Raw genomic sequence first — 17,612 nt, 5'->3', positions numbered from 1 at the left:
GGCGCTCCTCCTCGTGAAGCCGGATGATTTTATACCAATTTTATTGAGGAAGCTTCCTTTTCATTCGTTGTTTGGGGAATTAGACAGCAAATTGTTCTTCGTACTAGCACGGCCCGTGCTGATTGGCTTGTACTTTGTCGCATGAACCGAGAGCTTGCCGAGGAAAACCTTCGGACGAAGCAGACGGTGGAGCCGGGGTCCTGCCGCAGCCGAATTGTTTTTCCTGTTCTTCTTTACAAAGTGCCGCGAGCTTTGTAAAAACATGGTATTCTTGAAGAAAGACTCGTTCATGTTAGGAGCCGTTACGCGATGCTTACCCCTTCTTCCTCCAAAAATTGTTCCAAGGAGCAAACAACCGGTGCTTCTTCTTCCAGAACAACAAAAGAGCAATCCGGTTTATCAAGCGTCCTTAGCCAGTCAAGCGCTATCGGCACGATGATGCAGATGCAGCGGATGTTCGGCAACCGGGCGGTCGCCGGTCTGCTTCAGCGGCGAAGCTTGGCTTCCGCTCATGCTGCGGCGGGGAGCAGCAAGCCTGTTCAAATGGCCAAGTCCCGTGTCAGAGTCGACGATAATCTGCTGAATTACTTGCGGCAACTGATCATTCATGAATTTGTTCCTCTGAATGCGGACAAGCAGTCTCTTCCGGTGACTAAGGAAATCCTGCCACAGCCGGTGCTTTCGCTTCCCGGCCTGCTGCCCAGCGAGGCTGTGCCTCCGGTGAAGCTGCCGGTGAAGCAGGAGGGGCCGCAAGGGGCAAAGCGTGAGGCTTCGCCAAGCAAACCGCTAAATCACAAGCGCAAGCTTGACGAAATGTATCCCCCTGAAGAAGAGCAGGCGGTAAATAAGGATATACTGGCCCCGGTTTCCTCAACAACCGGGAGTGCTTCCGGACTGGAGCCGGGATCTTCAAAGCCTGAGGAGGCTATCGTGCCCAAAGAGAGCTTCCAGAAAAAATTGCGGCTGCATAGCGAAAAAGCCTTACTCCATGAAGCTTCCGGCAGCGCAAAGCATAAACCGCTATTGAAGGATACCGATTATGACCTGAAAAGGTTTATGAAGCTGCTGCGAAGTCTTTTCGAAGAAGCGATGACGGAATTTCTGGGTTCGACTCCCCGGCCCGACAGCATCGATACCTCTCTTGGCGCGCTCAAAACCTTGTGGGAATATGTCCGGCTTCACCAACTAGACCCTGAGACTGAATCCGATGAGGCTGAAGAGGAGGAAGCGGATAAGGAGCAGCCGCAGCTGGATAAAGAAAACAAAGGAATAGCAGAAGAACAGGCGGAGAAAGGCGCAGAAGAAGAGCAAGAGGATGACGATCAAGAGCAGGAAGCCGATCAGGGCGGCCAGGACGACGATGAAATCGTCAGCAAGCTGAAAATAACGCCGCACACGCAAAGCCCGTATACACACGAATCCCGAATCGCCTTTTTTAACTTGGGCGAGTCTGTGCTGCCGGTAGGCACATACGCGGATATTCAGGAGAATTTAACAGCTTTATTCCATGCGCTGCCTCATCTGGAGAACGCCGGCTCCATTTTGCTGCGCCTGGTGGCTTCTCCTTCCTTTGCCGCTTTTAACGCGATCCTGGATGGAATTCCTGTCAAACAGTTGAAGACCAGGAATGCGGATAAGGAGGATGGCGAGCAGAGCCGGGCGGTGCTTCGCGATAAAATTTGGCGGATTGCCCAGCTTTGGCGCCTTGAGGCGGGACGGCGGCTGGCGGGCGGCGTGATGAATACGATTTTGATAGAACGGGCTATCGAGCAAGGGAATATTTCCGTCGCTGACGCAGTTGAATTGCTAACCGAAAGAAACGTCATGAATTTCGAAGGGGCTTCAGGCAAATCGGACGGGTACCAGTTTTTATACGGCAAGCAGTCTAAGCTGGACGCCTCCAGAACGATTATTCATGAGCTTATGGGGAATGAGACGGGGCATAAAGCGCTGCTGGATGTAAAGGAAGCGCTTCGAGAGTTCCATGCGCGTCTCTACAGCAATAAAAAGAAGAAGGAGGCGGCCCCCTCTCTGGATGACGCCGCTGCTTCCCTGGAGGAGGTTTGGGAGGAGAACGCAACCAAAACATACGCCAGAAAAGTCAACCGCGAAGGGATGGATCAGCGAGGCGACCGCATGGAGTTTAACCGGCATGTCAGTCAAGCCTTGGCGGACGATCCAAACTGGCTTCTTATTCAAAAATGGCCTGAATACCTGCGCCTCGCCAATGCTTTCAAACAGCTGATGCAGGCACACTATGCCACCAAAAGCAAAGGGATGGAAATTGATATCGAGGAAGACGACAAGAAGCCGAAGGCGGCCAAGCCGATTGCCTTCACTGAATTCGAAACGTGGCTCATCAATAAGGCTGCCGCTCAGGGGCATTTGCGTGTGCTCGAACAGGAAATGTTCAAGCATGAAACGTTTATCGAAATGTTCGAGGCGAACCGCCATGCGGATAAGGCTACGGCCTTGAAGCATGTGGCGAATTTGCGGAAGGGCCTTGAAATGACTTCAGAGGAGTCGCACCCTTTTCATCAATTGGCGATTCATTCCACACAAACCAGCAGCATGCTGGATAAAGGGTTTGGGAAATACAAAAATATACACCGGGAAATTTTTCAGGTAGTAGGCTCGATCTATAAATTGGACAAGAATCATTTGGAAACAGCCCTTAAAATCATGAAAAAGTCGGATGGAAAATCAAAGGAAACGAACGAAAGCGTTAAAAAACGCTTTACTGAAAAAAACACGCTTCTGCAAAAGGAAGCCGGCCGTTTCGTCCGCTATCCTGCCTTCACTGGGAACCCTCACCGGGAAAACCTGGTTAAATTGTTGGAGGAGTTCAGTGTATTGGCCAACCAGGTCGATGAGCAGGCCGATGAATTATTTAAAAGGAGGAAGCCCAAATGGCTGGATTACGACAAATCCTTAACGAAATTTGAATCGGCGTTCTCCAGGCTGGGCGGACTCAAGCGAGTGTATCAAATCATTGAAACGGTGCGCAGCTTTCCGATGGGAATCATGAACCTGATGGTCAGCGAAGCGGACGATTTGCCCTCAGCAGCCACATTCAATCAATACAATACGATGAGCGATGTGGACGCAACCTCGAAGCCCCATTTGCAAACAAAGAAGGTCGTTTCCATCCTGCAAAATGTGACATGGACGAAGGACAAGCCGACACATTATCTCATCAATACCATTTTGCAGCAGCTTGCTGACTGGTCCCAAGAGAAGGAGGCTGCCGTGACGGAAGGGAACCGGGAAAAGGTGAAGGCACTGGTGAAGCAATTTCTCGGGCTGATGTATCAATCGGACACCTATGCCGAGCTGGACACTGAGCAAATCGAAAAAAAGAATTCAATGGAAGACAATGTACGCCTGTATTTTCAAACCCTGCTGACCTTAATGAAGCGTCAGCTTGACATGGGGAATGCCGCAGAGTTTAATAACTACCTGAGCCGGTTTTATGACGATGCGGAAAAGCTGCAACACCGGAAATATATGGAAAGCATGATGAAAGAGCATCAGCCCCGGGTCAATGAGCTGCTGTCGTCCATGAGTATGGAGAAAGGCAAGGAAATGCAGCAGCGGGCTTTGTATGGAAAGGGGGAGCGATCGAAGCCGAGTCCGGATATATCGCCGCCGGCTGTGGAAGGCGAATTCCGGCTCCTGCGCCGGGGGATTTTGGCCTCCGATGCGTTTCTAAGATGGAATACCGTCGCCGACAACAATTGCGCCTTCAACGGGTTTGGGCTCTCGCTTATTGCGCTTATCCGGCAAGGGGCGTTGAGTCAGGAAACCGTACTGAACCGGTTAAATGCATTTGTGCCGAATACGGTATCACAGGAAGCGTTACAGCAGCTCATTGCTGCTGGAGGACCTGCCATCGATCAAGGGCTTCGACATGCATCCCGAGATCTTCAAATCCGGTTTGAGCCGGTCATCCGTTCCCTTGCTGTGGCAGCGCTGCGCAACAATCAGGGGCTGCTCGACACGATCCGGGTTGACTTGCTTGCCACACTGGAAAACCGGGTCAGAGCGGCAAATGCGCTGGCTGCTGAGGGGGCCGGCGGGGATTTGTTCAATGATCCCGATTCGCCAGTGAATGTCCATTTGAACACGGTTGTTACGCAAGCTGTTGAGGAATTCAGAGCAGCTGAACTCCGGCTGGTTGGCGCCGAACCTGCACAGTTGGCTGCCAGGCTGGAGGCGTTTCTGGCTGTTAAAAAGCGAGAGCTTACCGCATGGTTTAACCGGGAGGGAATGACAGCTTATCTGAATTATATGGCTGGGGATCAGGTATGGGGCGGGGCCCCGGAGCTGCACGCCCTGGCGCAGCACTTCGGCATTCACCTCGCCACGGTCACTCCGTTCGGGCTCGATTTGGGTGCAGGGCAAGCCGGGGAGGCCGAGATGAATTACCGGTACACCGACAGGGAGGGGACCGAGCATGTTGTTGACCAAGGCCGAGGGATTGAGCTGACTGAGGCCGAGGTTACCATCCTGCGTTCAGTCGATGTCATCGAAGGAACGCCGGTGAATCCGGAGCACCCGGCCATTCATTTCCGGCTGCTGAACCGGACGCAGGTAATTGAAGCACTGCAGGGACGTGACGGCGCGCTCATTCGCAAGTTTTTAGCCCTCTATGATCAATTCTACAGGTACCGGATTACAGATAGAGAATCAGGCGCTGTCGTAAGAGACATCGCGCCGAACGAAATGGTAGTGGGGGAAGATGATGAGGTCTCCTTTACAAATGCGGAGGCTCACATTTTAACAGGCGCCAATCTCATCCACGATCCGCAAACCCTTGACGGCCGGATTGTATTCAGAGGCGGTATCGATCCGGCAACGATTAGGGAGAGTCTGCGAGCGAATGCAGAGCTGCAGGCCAAATTTCTGCAGCTGTATGAAGCGCGCCTGCCGAAGCCGGTCATTATGGGCATGGTGAACCGAAACAGTATTCACTGGAGCTCGTTCTCTACTGCGGACGGCAGGTTTAATTTGACGGGTTAAGTGTAACCCAGCGTCTGATGAAATACCGGGAAGCTACGGGAATAGTGCCTCTCGTCAGGCGATGCGCTCCTTTTTGTTCCTGATGGAGATCTGACCGATGTCCCGATTGACGATGGTTATTTTTATCTTGATCAAAATTACCGTATAAATCCCACAACAACACCGCGGCAAACCAGGGCTCTATGCTGCGCGCCTTGGTTTGCCGCGGTGTTATGATCTGGAACGGTGTTGTTGGCTTGAAGATGATCTTGGATGGAAAAAGCTGCATCGACTTTGGACGGACCCGCTTCAGCTCCGTAACGCTGCCCGTTTACAACGGCAGGCGGAGCGCCGCCGGATCAACGGCTGGCACGAGTCCTTCCCCGGCAGCCCGTGCAAGCAGCGCCGTGACGGCGGCGTAGCCGTCCTCCCCCAAATTGGCGGTGAACTCGTTGACATACAAATCGATATGCGCCTGTGTCACCTCGGGCGCCAGCTCCTGAGCGTGCTCCCGTACGTAAGCGCGGGATGCTTCAGGATGAGCCCAGGCGTATTCGACAGAAGCGCGAATCCACCCGGTCAGCGCCCCCAAATCCAGGGTGCGGCGAGCGATAATGGCCCCAAGCGGAATGGGCAGGCCGGTATCGGCCTCCCACCAGCTTCCCAGATCCGTCAGCAGGTCCAGGCCATAGGATGGATAGGTGAATCGGGCTTCGTGAATGACAAGTCCAGCATCGATTTGACCGTCACGGACGGACGGCATGATTTCATGAAACGGCATGACGACCATTTCGCCTACACCGCCCGGTACGTTTTGTGCTGCCCACAAGCGGAACAGCAGGTAGGCCGTGGACCGCTCGCTCGGTACGGCGACGCGGCGGCCTGCAAGGGAGGCGGGGTCGCTGCTGCCCTTGCTAAGTACAAGCGGCCCACAGCCGCGGCCAAGCGCCCCGCCGCAGGGGAGAAGCGCATACTCGGACAGCACCCACGGCAGGGCGGCGTAGGAAATCTTAAGCACTTCCGGTCCTTGGGAAGCCGCAGCAAGACGGTTTGTAATATCGATATCCGCATAGGTCACCTTCAGCTCGGGCGCCCCGGGAATAAGGCCATGCGCCAAGGCATGGAAAACGAACGTATCGTTGGGGCAGGGGGAAAAGGCAATATTCAAGCTCATCTTAGTTCAGCACCTCCGGTAAAATGGCGCTGGCCGCCTCCAGGACTGTCAGCGCGTCTTGTATACGCCAAGCCGATTTATCGCGCGGTCCGACCGCGTTCGAGATTGCGCGCAGCTCCAGGCAGGGAACGCCCCTGAGCTGCGCGGCGATGGCAACGCCGTAGCCTTCCATCGCTTCGGAGCGGGCGCCTGGCACACGCGCCGCAAGCCTGGCGGCGGTTTCGGCGGTTCCGGTCACGGTAGTCACCGTGAGGATGGGCCCGCTCTCGACCTGCAGCCCGGCCTCGCGCAGCGCTTCGGTCCAGCGGCGGGACAAGCCGGACTCTGCCGGAACCCGGGCGGACCCGAAGCCGAGCTCGTCCACGCTGCAGTAGCCTTCCGGGGTTTCAGCTCCAAGATCAGCGGCAATGATCTCGTTGGCTACGACCAGTGAGCCGACCTCAGCCCGGCCGGTGAAGCCGCCGCCGATGCCGGCGCTGATGACGAGATCGTAGCTGCCGGAGCAGAGCGCCGCCATAGTATTCGCTGCGGCCGCGGCCGCGCCGACACCTGCCAAAGCCACATCGATGTGACGGGTAGAGCCGAGTCCGCGCACGACAGCGTCTTTTTCCGCCTGAACGGCGGTCATGACAAGCACCCGGACAGGCGAAGCTTCTGGATGGTTCATGAGACATCAATTCCTTTCCGATCATGGCGGGGATGAGTACATCTAATCGCCATCGGCAATAAACACCGCAGAATGAAAAAAGAACCCCGCTACACAAAGCGGCGCTTTGTGTAAAAGGCTCTTGTAGAACAACGCTCTTGGCTTCTACATGAGTCTGTATGGCAAAGCAAGAAACAAGCTTACATCCTTATATTGTATCAAATGAAGCGCGGCTTGAAAATGCGCCCTTACTTTGACGACAGGCGAAGCCGGACGGGGCGGACACCGGGGGACCTAGTTGACAATGATTATCCTTATCAATAGAATATAGAATAAGATAAAGCAAGCTGCCCTTATACGATAGGAGTGTTGTTCTCATGCTCGTGGAAACAAAAACGATTCTCGTCAAGGCAGGAACGTCCCAGTTGGTCGCGGATCGCTTCAGCAAACCAGGCCCGATTGCCGAAATGGAGGGCTTCCTGGATTTAAGCGTACTGGTTAAAAAAGCGAGAAAAGGCAGCCCCGAAGAAGAAGTGATCGTGATGATCCGCTGGGAGTCGGAGGAAGCCTGGAAGCGATGGGAAACGAGCCCGGCCCATCTGGAAGGACACCGTCAAAGCCGAGGCAAGCCGAAGCCGGAGCATATAATTCGCTCGACGCACGCCATGTATGAGGTCAAAGCCGTGATGGAACCGCACAAAGCGCCATCTGTGTAAAAGGTCTGCCAAGGAAGCCGCCAGGTTCGGGCGGTTTTTTTGTGTAACGGGTGTGTCTGTGGTGTAACGGGTATAACGAAGCAAGGCTGTGTCTACGTTAGAATTGGTATAAAAAGGTCATAACCGAAGAAGGGGTTTTCAAATCCGTATCGAATACAATACAATAAAGGCTCGGTATACGACGAAAGACCGGAGCCTGTTTGGCGCGCATCGTGAAAGGAAATCAATGCAAACGCTACCATGAGAAATATAAAAACTGATGAAGACGGGTTGATAACGATGAGAGTTCACGAATTTGTAATCCAGCGGGATATTGAGCGCAGCGATTTGGCTGCGATCTCCACCAGGTCCGCACTTTTTATGTCGGACATCAAAATGTCGTTTCATGATGAATATTCGGAGCATGTGGTTGATGTCAAAAGCCTGCTGGGCATGCTGCTCGTACCCATTAAAGCCGGGACCACGATCCGGCTGGTGACGCAGGGCAAAGACGAGGAAGAAGCCTTACATTTTATTTATGACTGGTTTATGGTAGGATAGGAGGATTCACAGGGTTCCTCTTCCCTTACACTGTTGGATCTACAAAGAAGGAGTGTCCGGCCATGGAACAAGTAATGTTTATTGAAATTGGAATGGGAATTGATCTGCACGGGCAGAATGTCACCAAAGCTGCCGTCCGGGCTGTGCAAAATGCGATCCATCATAACTCCATGCCGGGTATCCGGTCGGTTCTGCCGAATCAAGACCTGAATCAAATGAAGGTTCACGTCCGGCTGGCTGTTCCTGCGGACAAGGAGAAGCTGGATGTAGACGCGGTACGCGCAGAGCTTCCTTACGGGCAGGTGAGCTTTGAAGTTATCGATGGCGGGATGATGACCACAAGCGGCATTTTCCTGGCGGATAAGCAGGACGTGAATGATTTGGCTTATGTGGTTATTGCCTCGATTGCGGTCGGTTATTAATACGGGAACACAGCATGCCGGTAACTATAGAGAAGGGATAGATACAAAGTGCGATCCCCCAAATGGATGATTGTTATTGCTGTCACGCTGCTACTTGCCGGTTGCAGTAAACCAACGCCAGAGGCAAGCATGCCTGCAGGCGGCCTGTCGCTAGACAGCAAGGTGCCGGAATCGGCCTCAAACCAGGACAGAAGCCTAGCGCTGCCTGTAAGTTATGTTGAGGATCGAGAGCAGCTGGTGTTGAAAAAAGTCGACGAAATGAAAGGGAAGCTGAAGCTCGGATTAACAAGGGAAGAAGTACAGGCCATACTGGGAGCCAAGCTGGAGCAGGCGGACGATAACGCTGATTTGGAAAACGGCAGCGATTCCTATTCGAAATATACGTTTTTCAACAGCTCCGGTTACGACCGTCAAGATATTCCCGATCATGTGATTGATGAGGACGGTCTGAAAACCAACAAAATCGGGGCAGCTTTGTTTATTGGCTGGAAAAATCAAAAGCTGCACCTGTATTCCATCGCGTACATTCATCCGAAAGACAAACAAATTCACTTGCTGCTTCTACATCCGGATGGAAAGCTTACGGATGAGCCTATTTAGACACAACGGAACAGCGTGACCCTTAGCCGGGGCGCGCTTTTTTTTGCTGCATGCGTAGTGAAAATTTACCGCAATTCATCGTCGCTGCCGTGAATGAAAAAAGGTGTGCGTCCCAGGCTCGTCTAAAACAAACAGAAATCAGAGCGACGGCTGGATGGTGACGGCCATATGCTTTATTCCTATGTATTCCCGGACACCTATAAGGGCATTCAGGCGGACCAGCCGTTTTATGTGACGGAGAAGGCGCTGCATCTTTATTTTGAGCCTTATGAAATTGCGCCGTTCTCTGCCGGCTTTCCCGTCTTCACAATTCCTTATGTAGAGATCCAAAGCCTGCTCGAAGTGAAAGGGGATTTCTGGCAATCGTTTCATTCGTTTTCCTGAAAGGGCTGGGCGCTTGAAGGAAAGTCTGGTAAACTAACCCTGAATCGTTCCATCTGCCGCCCGTTGTTATCCTGTGCCGCACTATACAGCGGGAGGCTGCACGCCGTGGAACAGAACAAGAATGACAAATACAAGGAGATTTACTAGCATGATTGAAGTATTATTCGTTTGTCTCGGCAATATTTGCCGTTCCCCGATGGCTGAAGCGGTTTTTCGCCATAAGGTTCAGGCTGCGGGGCTTCAGGATCGGATTCAGACCGATTCGGCCGGTACGGGAGACTGGCATATCGGCAAGCCGCCTCACGAAGGTACCCGGAAGCTGCTGACACGCAAGGGCATCGATTTCACCGGCATGAAGGCCCGTCAGGCCCAGCGGGAGGACTTTCAGGATTTTCACTATATCCTTGCAATGGATGAAAGCAACCTGGGCAATCTGGAGCCCTTGGCTCCTGCAGGACATGAGGCTGTCGTGAAGAAGCTGATGGATTTCTCGACCGTAAGGAAGGGGATCGATGTGCCTGACCCGTACTACACCGGCAATTTCGATGAGGTGTATGAGATGGTTGATGAAGCCTGCGGACGTCTTCTTGCCGTAATTCGGGAGAAGGAAGGGCTGTAGTCTGATGCCAAGCCGGTTATTTTCTGCCTCTAGCCTTCGGCATTGACACGCGCGCAGGGCGATGTCGCATGACGGTGGTCAGCTACAGATAGAAAGGGCGTTCTGTGTTCGGTGCATTACAAGGCCGGGTATAGAACGCCCTTTGATCTTGTTGTCCTGACTTTTCATGAACTCATGCCGGCCGGCCGTGACGGTCAATTGGAGCTGCGGGCTGGCTTTGAACGATACGGCTATGCCGTAGCCTTTGATTGTGCTCCTGCCCGCTTGCTTCTTCGCTTGGTCTGCACATGACGGGCATTCGTCTGACTGCTGCCGGACGGCGCTGACTGCCCCTTGAGGGGGGCGCTTCTTCACAGCTTACTGTACCCCCCGCACCGGTCCGGTGCTCTTGATATCTACCTTGACGTCGACCTGAACCTTCGCTTTTGCCAGCGCCGCACCCCAGTCATTCTCCACCTGCTTGAACGCCTGGTATTCATGTGCGCGGGCATAGCGGCCCAGCCCGGCAGGATCGATTCTGTACTGCTGGAATTTCTTGATTAAGCTGTCCAATTGCCTGGTCGCCTGCTCGGATATCATCTGCTCGAGCTGCTTCTCTTCCTCGCGTAAATTAAAGGGAAACACGATTTCCGATAAGCCTGCGGCGAGCTTCAGCTGAATGTTAAACTGAAACCGGTTGTCCGCATAGGATACCTTGATTCTGGCCTTCGGCTTCTCTACGGTCAGGCTCACCATATTGGTCGGCAGATCCGCCTCTCCTTGTCCGGGAATGGGAAAGGACAGACTGATTGCATGAGGGGCGTTTTTTTGAAGAACATTCAGAAACACGGTTTCCTGGGCATCCAGCTCCGTCTTGAACTTGCCCCGGCGATCCAGCAGCGCTGCGCCGTCGAGGGTGATTTCTTTTTTCTTATCCACCTTGACCTGGGCCATGGAAGGGGTAATTCCTTTTTCGTACATTTGCCAATGCAGCTCCTGCAGAGTGGTGCTGACGGTTTCGGAGCGGGCGCTCTTCGTGTCCACCATTCCCTTCAGCAGGATGGGCAGCATCGGCTCGTCCCTGGGGTTCGAGTAGACGATTTCGGACAAGGGTCCGTCGTAAACCACCATCCGAGGCGTCAGCGGATTGCGTGCATCACGAAAAAAAACGTCCAATATCGGAAACCAGTCCTCATACTGCAAAACCCGTTTGCTGATAAGGAGGACCTGGATTTTTCTTCCCTGAAAGGCCCCGGGGGAATAGGCGTCCAGCCGTTCCCGGTTTTGCCGGAGAGACAGGCCGCCGGCGTCCAGCTCCCTGCTTTTTTTTTTGGCTCCTTTAACGAATAAGGGGTAAACATTGTATACTTTCAGCTTGTTGTTTTCATCCAAATCCAGGCTGGTCAGCAGCGGGAAGGTGGCATCTTCCATATCCAGCCGATCATAGCAGCCGCACATGCAAAGCATCAGCATCAGAACGATTGAACCTAGCCTCATCCGGCGTCTCATAGCGGACGTTTCCTCCATCCCAGCTTTTGATGAATCCATAAATAAACAAGCAGGCAGACCGGTATCGCATAATCGATGAGAAGGGCGAACTGCCCCAAATATTTTTCCATCCGGTTGGATTGGTTAAAGGTCGGCATGAACAAGAAGGTCCCGATGGCCAAAAGAAAGCACAGTACCCGCAGGTGTGGACGGTGGTCAGCTTTGCCGGCGATCCAGCTCGTACTGAACACCATCATATACATCGATGAAATCCATGACAGCGAGAACACAAATAAATAGAAGGCGATAAACACGACTTCAATCCGCTCGATAAAGCGGAATTCAATCGTTTTGAGCACGTTGACGACGGGTTCGTTGAACAATACGATCTCATCGGGACCAAAGTACAAAAAGCAGACGAGGGTGATGAGCAGCAAAGAGAGCATCGTTAACGTGTTGGAGGTAATCACAGCCAGCACTGCTTTTTGCTTATGCTGCAAAAACGGGTACAAAATGAAGGTCGTTTCAAACCCCGTAAAGGACAAGATGGCTACCCGGGCCGACCGCGCAATCGGCTCCCAGCCCTCCTTCACCAGCGGCAGCAGGTTCAGCAGATGGGAATCCTTAAGCGGCAGCAGGTAAATAATCGGAATCCAAAACGACATGACCAGTACAAACTCCACATAGCGTCCAAGAACTCGGAGCCCGTTGCGGGCAATCAGGTAAATGGGCAGGAGCAGCAGCAGCATAATGACCGGAGGCGGCGTTTGCGGCAGCAGCCATATTTTCGTATACAGAACGGTTCGGATGAAACCGAGATATCCGTAGCCAAGAAACCAGACTGTAAAGACCAGCGCACCGGCACGGGCGATCCATTTGCCTGTGTACTGCTTCAGCAGATCGAACAAGACGCCGTCCGGGCATCGTTTCATCACTTGAATCATCATTAGATTGGATGCGATCGAGACGATCCACACAATCAGAATGGACATCCAGCTGTCCGTCCCGCCTTGTATTGCCAGCTCCTGGGGCAGGGATAAGAGGCCGAATCCGATCTGCATACCGAATTGAATGAAAATAAACTGCATCACGGTAATTTCATTAAATGCATAACGCTTCATGTCTCTACCCTCCTGTCGAGGTGACGGGTCCCATCGCTTTGATTGTTACTTTGACGCCAATCGTAATGTGAGAGCGGGCAAATTCCTGCCCCCATTGATCCTGAATTTGTTTATAGTGCGGATATGCATAGGCCCGGGCATACAGCCCCAGTCCAATCGGGTCTACTTGATGGCGCTGCAGCTTCTTTATGAGCGTCTCCAGCTCCTGCTTCATTTGCTCTTCGAGCATTCTCTCCAGCTCAGGCCCCCGATTCCCCACATCAAAAGGGAATAAACGTTCCGTAAGCGCTACGGCGGTCTTTATCCTGATATCAAAGTGAAACCTGTCTTCGGCATACAAGGTTTTAATGCTGGTATTCACCTTCTGCGCGTCAAAGCTGATCGTGCCTGAGTGAAAAGGGCCCTTCTCCGGGTAGCCGGGCATCGTAAAGGTCAGCGAAACGATTTTTCTCGTTTTATTCTGCAGCATCCGCAGCAGGACGCTTTCCTGGGGACCCAGAGAAGCTTGATATTTCCCCTTGTGATCCAGCAGGGCCGTCCCTGTAAGCCGTAATGTTTCCTTCTTATCCAGCTCCACCTCGGCAATGGCCGGTGTAATGCCCTTTTCATACAGCTCCCGGTGCAGCTCCTGGGCTGTCGTCTTGACCGTCTCCGCTCGGCCGCTCTTGGTATCCACCATGCCCTTCAGAAGCATGGGCACGTACGGTTCATCGGGATGATCCATGTTAATCAGCTTCTCCATCGGTCCGTCATAGGCAATAATGCGATCTGTCACCGTATTTCGCGAGTCTCGAAAAATGACGTCAAGCAGACGGAACCAATTCTCATGCGCCAGCAACCGTTTGCTCAGGACAATGACCTGAAATTTTCTGCCCTGAAATACGCCTGGGGAATGAGAGTCCTGCCTGACTCTGGACTCACGGAGGGAATTGCCGGTTTCCTCCATTTCACTATGCTTCTTCGGTATGTTCGGTGTAAACACGGGATTCGTAATGTACAGGCGGAGCTTGTTGTTTTCATCCAGATCGATGGCTAATGCCAAAGGAAAGGTGGAATCCTCAATATCCAGCCGATCGCTGCAGCCGGTCAAGATCAGCAGCAGGAAGACAAGGACGACAGGTCCTTTCCGAATCTCTCTTTTCATTCTGCTCATTCTGCAGTCCTCCTTCGAAGACGTGCCGCCAGCCATATGTACATAAGCAACAGGATTGGCAAAATGTATTCAATGCCGATTCCGCACAAAGCCACCAAGCTGTCCATCTGTTCATTCAAGTAGAAGCTGGGCATGAAGAAATACGATCCGGCCGCCAGCGCGACACATAGAATTCGCAAATGAAACCGGTGATCCTTCCCCCCGAGCAGCCAGGTGGTGCAATAAACCGTTACATAAAAAACGGGAATCCACCCCATCGAGAATAGGAGCAGATAGTAGGCGATGAAGATGACCTCGATGCGCTCGACAAATCGGAATTCTATCGCCTTCAGCAGCGGAATGACCGGCTCGTGGTAGCTTGTGATTTCGTCCGGGCTGAAATAGACGAAGCAGGCTATGGTAATCAGCAGATACACGACCAGCGTCAGCGTGTTGGACAGAAAAAGCCCCCAAGCTGCCCGATGCTTATCCTTTAAAGAAGGATAGATAAACAGGGTGGTCCCAAAGCCCACATACGAGTAAATGGTGGACTGGGATGCGGCCAAAATCGGCATCCAGCCTTCCTTCAGCACCGGGAGCAGATGAAGCCAATGGGCATCACGAATCGGTATCAAATAGGCAAACGGAATCCAGAGCGACAAGAAAATGATGATTTCCGCATACCTGGCGAGAATCGCCGGCCCATGCCGCATAACCATGTAGGATGGAATCAGAAACAACATCATAATCAGGTAGGCGGGCGTTTGGGATAATACCCATATTTTCGTGATGAGAATGGCCTTCGTAATTCCCCAATAGCCGAAGACCAGGAAATACAAGGCCAAAATGACAGCAAATGCTTTGCCCATCCATTTGCCAAGTACACGGGTAATCAAATCGAGCACGGTTCCATCCGGCTGCTTGCTCATGAGCCGGACGACCGCCAGGCTAGCCGCTGCGCTGAGGGACCACCCGATAATAATGGCTATCCAGCCATCTGTCCCGGCTCGTTCGGCTACAACGCTCGGCAGGCTCAGGAAGACGACGCTGATTTGAATGCCCGAGTTAAACAACATGTGCTGCATAAAGGTAATTTGCCGATCGGTGCGGCTGCTCATTTCCCATCACCGTCCGGACGGCTATTGCCTTGTCTGGTTAGCTGAACGGCCCGGGCGCTGACAGGGCGCTTCTTCATGAGCCATAGCGGTACCCGGATAATCGAATCCTTCCAGTCGGACCAGCGCATCGGGGCATACGGGCTTCCGTAAGGGGTTCCGAGCGATTCCAGCGCAATCAGATGACCAATCATGGTCATCAGGCCTATAACAATCCCCACAATACCGAACATCGCTGCCGCAGCCATCATGGCAAACCGGATTAAGCGTACGGCGGCAACCATATCATAGTTCGGCAAAATAAACGAAGCGATGGCGGTAAACGCCACGATAATGACCATCGTATTGCTGATAAAGCCCGCCTGAACGATGGCCTGTCCGATAACGATCCCACCGACGATCCCGACAGTCTGTCCGATCGGAGCGGGGAGGCGAACACCGGCTTCCCGCATCATCTCCAATGTCAGCTCCATAATGATCGCTTCCAGAAACGGAGGGAAGGGCACTCGTCCCCGGAATTCGCCAATCGAAAGCAGCAGCTTGATTGGAATAATCTCAAAGTTATAGGAAATGACAGCAATATAAATCGCCGGCAGAAACACAGCGACAAAAAACGCGAACATCCGCAGCACCCGGATAAAGCTTGCAATGGACCAGCGTGTGCTGTAGTCATCCACACTTTGAAAAAACGAGGTAAAGGAGACCGGCGCAATCAGCACGCTTGGCGAGCGGTCCACGACAACAACGAAACGGCCCTGGAGAATTTGGGATACCGCCGCATCCGGCCGCTCCGTCATAATAAACTGGGGGAACGGAGAAAACGGGTTATCTTCAATAAATTCCGCAAGCTCGCCGGTATTAATGATGACATCGGTATCAATTTGACTGATGCGATCCTCCAGCTCCTTCAGCACCTCCGGGTGTGCGACATCGGCCAGGTACATAATGGAGATTTTGGTTTGGCCTCGTTCGCCGACGGTCAGGATGCTCGTTTTCAGCTCCCGGTTTGGCAGATAGCGGCGGATCAGGGCTATGTTTTGGCTTGCCGTTTCAACAAAGCCCTGATGAGCTCCTTTTAAGGAGGTTTCGATTTGCGGGTCCTCTATCGCCCGCTGCGGCCACCCGGAGGTATCTAGCGCATACGCTTCGGTGCGCCGTCCGACCAGAAGCACACTGCCCCCATGCAAGATAACGGCTTCCAATTCGGAGAACCGGTGCTTCACTTCGATTTGACCGATCGGCAGCGAGAAGCCGAAGCGGGGATCGGGGCTATCGTTGGTCATCTGGAGCGGGCGAAGCACATGATTGTTCATGGAGTTTTTGTCCGTCAGACCGTCAAGATAAAATATGATCGCTTGTTCGCCGGTCTGCCGGATCATCATATGCCGAATCATCAAATCGGGCGTTTTGACGAAAATCCGCTGAATCTCCGCCAAATTGCAAGCCAGATCCGGCCGCAAGCGATCGTCGATCGGTTGCGGCTCCTGCCGCTGCCCGGAACCATGGTATTTTCTTTTTGTGAACCAGCCTCCAAACAGCATGTCATATTCCTCGATTCCCGTAGCGTGTGGATCGTACACTTGTACCCTATAGCATTGTGTGATCCATGTTAAATTATGCAAATCGCTTGCCGAAATAAGGATAAGCAGGAAGGGCATGCAGCAAAAAACAAACCCTACGGCACCATCGTCCAATGGCGCTGAAGGGTTTGGTAAAAGGTTCAAGCGGGTGTTGGTTTTCCCTATGAGAAGCGGGATTACTGAGCAAATTTCCGGTAAGCGGAATGTCTGGTCGGGCCAAAGAAGGAATTGATCGAAAAGCTGTTCTGAATGGCTGCGGAGATGAAGGCCTTTGCCGTGTTTACTGCCTCTTGCACATTTCCGCCCTTGGCCAGCTCCGCGGTAACCGCGGCAGAATATGTGCAGCCGGCGCCGTGTGTCCACGTTGTTGAAACCTTCTCACTCTCGAACAGCTGGAAGCTTGCGCCATCATAGAGCAGATCGACCGCTTGCGGCTCATCCAGCTTGGCACCGCCTTTAATCAGAACATGCTTCGCACCCAGCGCATGAATCACCTGAGCGGCTTCCTTCATATGCTCCAGCGTCTGAATCGATGCACGGCCCGCTAGCTGCGCCGCTTCGAACAAATTCGGCGTGACCACATCCGCAAGCGGAAGCAGCAGCTCCCGGATGGCAGCGTTCGATTCCGGATGAAGCGGCTCATCCACGCCCTTGCAAACCATGACCGGATCGATGACGATTCGGCGCAGGCCCCGGGATTGAAGTGTATGCGCAACAAGCTCGATCACATCGACAGAACCGAGCATGCCTGTTTTCAAGGCATCGACTCCGACACCGTCCAGGACCGTTTTCAGCTGCGCTTCGATTGTAGCTAATGGAACAGGGGAGACGCCGTGGGCCCAATGGTTGTCCGGGTCCATGGTGACAATGGTCGTCAGCGCGGTTACCCCGTAAACGTCCAGCTCCTGAAACGTTTTCAAATCGGCTTGGATGCCTGCGCCGCCGCTCGTGTCCGAGCCAGCAATAGTCAATACTTTTTTCAGACTCACGTTTGATTGCTCCTTTTGCAACAAAAATGAAGATACGAATCTTCTAGTATATATCCTAAAGCTTTCACAGCAGATTACAACTGAAATTTTGACAATCAGAGGCTGG

14 protein-coding genes and 1 pseudogene are annotated in these 17,612 nt (G+C 52.9%); 7 read left to right on the top strand and 8 right to left on the bottom strand.

All coding sequences use genetic code 11. From position 1 onward, the window contains the following. Positions 1 to 309 precede the first annotated feature (309 nt). Positions 310 to 5,022 carry an OTU domain-containing protein gene (locus WBG83_RS00775; RefSeq protein WP_336741778.1) on the top strand — a complete coding sequence of 1,571 codons (4,713 nt, stop codon included), beginning with the start codon at positions 310 to 312 and terminating at the stop codon, positions 5,020 to 5,022. A 310-nt stretch (positions 5,023 to 5,332) separates the two neighbouring features. On the opposite strand, the gene WBG83_RS00770 is transcribed toward WBG83_RS00775, so the two are convergent. Together WBG83_RS00770 and WBG83_RS00765 are read right to left on the bottom strand one after the other, a co-directional pair. After that, complete coding sequence (locus WBG83_RS00770) at positions 5,333 to 6,169, bottom strand: 1,4-dihydroxy-6-naphthoate synthase (protein ID WP_336742607.1); 837 nt, start codon at positions 6,167 to 6,169, stop codon at positions 5,333 to 5,335. A 7-nt stretch (positions 6,170 to 6,176) separates the two neighbouring features. Then, positions 6,177 to 6,842, bottom strand: a complete 666-nt coding sequence (locus WBG83_RS00765) for a futalosine hydrolase (RefSeq protein WP_336741776.1) — start codon at positions 6,840 to 6,842, stop codon at positions 6,177 to 6,179. 356 nt (positions 6,843 to 7,198) lie between these two features. On the opposite strand from WBG83_RS00765, the gene WBG83_RS00760 reads away from it, so the two are divergent. From WBG83_RS00760 to WBG83_RS00735, 6 genes and pseudogenes are all read left to right on the top strand, one after another. Then, complete coding sequence (locus WBG83_RS00760; protein WP_336741775.1) at positions 7,199 to 7,537, top strand: antibiotic biosynthesis monooxygenase family protein; 339 nt, start codon at positions 7,199 to 7,201, stop codon at positions 7,535 to 7,537. 279 nt (positions 7,538 to 7,816) lie between these two features. Further along, positions 7,817 to 8,077, top strand: coding sequence for an HPr family phosphocarrier protein (locus WBG83_RS00755; protein WP_336741774.1), 261 nt, complete (start codon positions 7,817 to 7,819; stop codon positions 8,075 to 8,077). 62 nt (positions 8,078 to 8,139) lie between these two features. Further along, positions 8,140 to 8,499 carry a Lin0512 family protein gene (locus WBG83_RS00750; protein WP_336741772.1) on the top strand — a complete coding sequence of 120 codons (360 nt, stop codon included), beginning with the start codon at positions 8,140 to 8,142 and terminating at the stop codon, positions 8,497 to 8,499. A 48-nt stretch (positions 8,500 to 8,547) separates the two neighbouring features. After that, on the top strand, positions 8,548 to 9,099 hold the full coding sequence (locus tag WBG83_RS00745; protein ID WP_336741770.1) for a hypothetical protein: 552 nt from the start codon (positions 8,548 to 8,550) through the stop codon (positions 9,097 to 9,099). 174 nt (positions 9,100 to 9,273) lie between these two features. Continuing rightward, positions 9,274 to 9,483: pseudogene (locus tag WBG83_RS00740) on the top strand (RsiV family protein); the annotation flags it as partial. A gap of 148 nt (positions 9,484 to 9,631) precedes the next feature. Next, positions 9,632 to 10,102 carry a low molecular weight protein-tyrosine-phosphatase gene (locus WBG83_RS00735; protein WP_336741769.1) on the top strand — a complete coding sequence of 157 codons (471 nt, stop codon included), beginning with the start codon at positions 9,632 to 9,634 and terminating at the stop codon, positions 10,100 to 10,102. A 357-nt stretch (positions 10,103 to 10,459) separates the two neighbouring features. On the opposite strand, the gene WBG83_RS00730 is transcribed toward WBG83_RS00735, so the two are convergent. The 6 genes from WBG83_RS00730 to pdxK all read right to left on the bottom strand — a co-directional run bounded on the left by WBG83_RS00730 (position 10,460) and on the right by pdxK (position 17,506). Continuing rightward, entirely contained in the window at positions 10,460 to 11,590 is a 1,131-nt protein-coding gene (locus tag WBG83_RS00730; RefSeq protein ID WP_336741767.1) for a Ger(x)C family spore germination protein, read from the bottom strand. Further along, entirely contained in the window at positions 11,587 to 12,690 is a 1,104-nt protein-coding gene (locus WBG83_RS00725) for a GerAB/ArcD/ProY family transporter (RefSeq protein ID WP_336741765.1), read from the bottom strand. Before WBG83_RS00725 ends, WBG83_RS00730 begins: the two co-directional genes overlap by 4 nt. A gap of 4 nt (positions 12,691 to 12,694) precedes the next feature. Then, a complete protein-coding gene (locus tag WBG83_RS00720; protein WP_336741763.1) occupies positions 12,695 to 13,843 on the bottom strand; it encodes a Ger(x)C family spore germination protein in 1,149 nt (382 codons plus the stop codon). Beyond that, entirely contained in the window at positions 13,840 to 14,940 is a 1,101-nt protein-coding gene (locus WBG83_RS00715) for a GerAB/ArcD/ProY family transporter (protein ID WP_336741761.1), read from the bottom strand. The genes WBG83_RS00720 and WBG83_RS00715 overlap by 4 nt, the downstream gene beginning before the upstream one ends. Continuing rightward, complete coding sequence (locus WBG83_RS00710) at positions 14,937 to 16,478, bottom strand: spore germination protein (RefSeq protein WP_336742605.1); 1,542 nt, start codon at positions 16,476 to 16,478, stop codon at positions 14,937 to 14,939. Before WBG83_RS00710 ends, WBG83_RS00715 begins: the two co-directional genes overlap by 4 nt. 215 nt (positions 16,479 to 16,693) lie before the next feature. Continuing rightward, positions 16,694 to 17,506 carry a pyridoxine/pyridoxal/pyridoxamine kinase gene (pdxK, locus tag WBG83_RS00705; protein ID WP_336741759.1) on the bottom strand — a complete coding sequence of 271 codons (813 nt, stop codon included), beginning with the start codon at positions 17,504 to 17,506 and terminating at the stop codon, positions 16,694 to 16,696. Positions 17,507 to 17,612 lie beyond the last annotated feature (106 nt).

The sequence above is a fragment of the Paenibacillus sp. y28 genome (genome assembly GCF_037137075.1).
GTDB lineage: Bacteria > Bacillota > Bacilli > Paenibacillales > NBRC-103111 > JBBBNV01.
This window is presented reverse-complemented; position numbering and strand designations above follow the sequence as displayed.

What these genes read in the sequence shown, in the direction of transcription:
- WBG83_RS00775 (WP_336741778.1), top strand. Translation starts at nt 310, where the DNA reads ATGCTTACCCCTTCTTCCTCCAAAAATTGTTCCAAGGAGCAAACAACC.
- WBG83_RS00765 (WP_336741776.1), bottom strand. Translation starts at nt 6,842, where the DNA reads ATGAACCATCCAGAAGCTTCGCCTGTCCGGGTGCTTGTCATGACCGCC.
- WBG83_RS00760 (WP_336741775.1), top strand. Translation starts at nt 7,199, where the DNA reads ATGCTCGTGGAAACAAAAACGATTCTCGTCAAGGCAGGAACGTCCCAG.
- WBG83_RS00755 (WP_336741774.1), top strand. Translation starts at nt 7,817, where the DNA reads ATGAGAGTTCACGAATTTGTAATCCAGCGGGATATTGAGCGCAGCGAT.
- WBG83_RS00750 (WP_336741772.1), top strand. Translation starts at nt 8,140, where the DNA reads ATGGAACAAGTAATGTTTATTGAAATTGGAATGGGAATTGATCTGCAC.
- WBG83_RS00735 (WP_336741769.1), top strand. Translation starts at nt 9,632, where the DNA reads ATGATTGAAGTATTATTCGTTTGTCTCGGCAATATTTGCCGTTCCCCG.
- WBG83_RS00730 (WP_336741767.1), bottom strand. Translation starts at nt 11,590, where the DNA reads ATGAGACGCCGGATGAGGCTAGGTTCAATCGTTCTGATGCTGATGCTT.
- WBG83_RS00725 (WP_336741765.1), bottom strand. Translation starts at nt 12,690, where the DNA reads ATGAAGCGTTATGCATTTAATGAAATTACCGTGATGCAGTTTATTTTC.
- WBG83_RS00720 (WP_336741763.1), bottom strand. Translation starts at nt 13,843, where the DNA reads ATGAGCAGAATGAAAAGAGAGATTCGGAAAGGACCTGTCGTCCTTGTC.
- WBG83_RS00715 (WP_336741761.1), bottom strand. Translation starts at nt 14,940, where the DNA reads ATGAGCAGCCGCACCGATCGGCAAATTACCTTTATGCAGCACATGTTG.
- WBG83_RS00710 (WP_336742605.1), bottom strand. Translation starts at nt 16,478, where the DNA reads ATGCTGTTTGGAGGCTGGTTCACAAAAAGAAAATACCATGGTTCCGGG.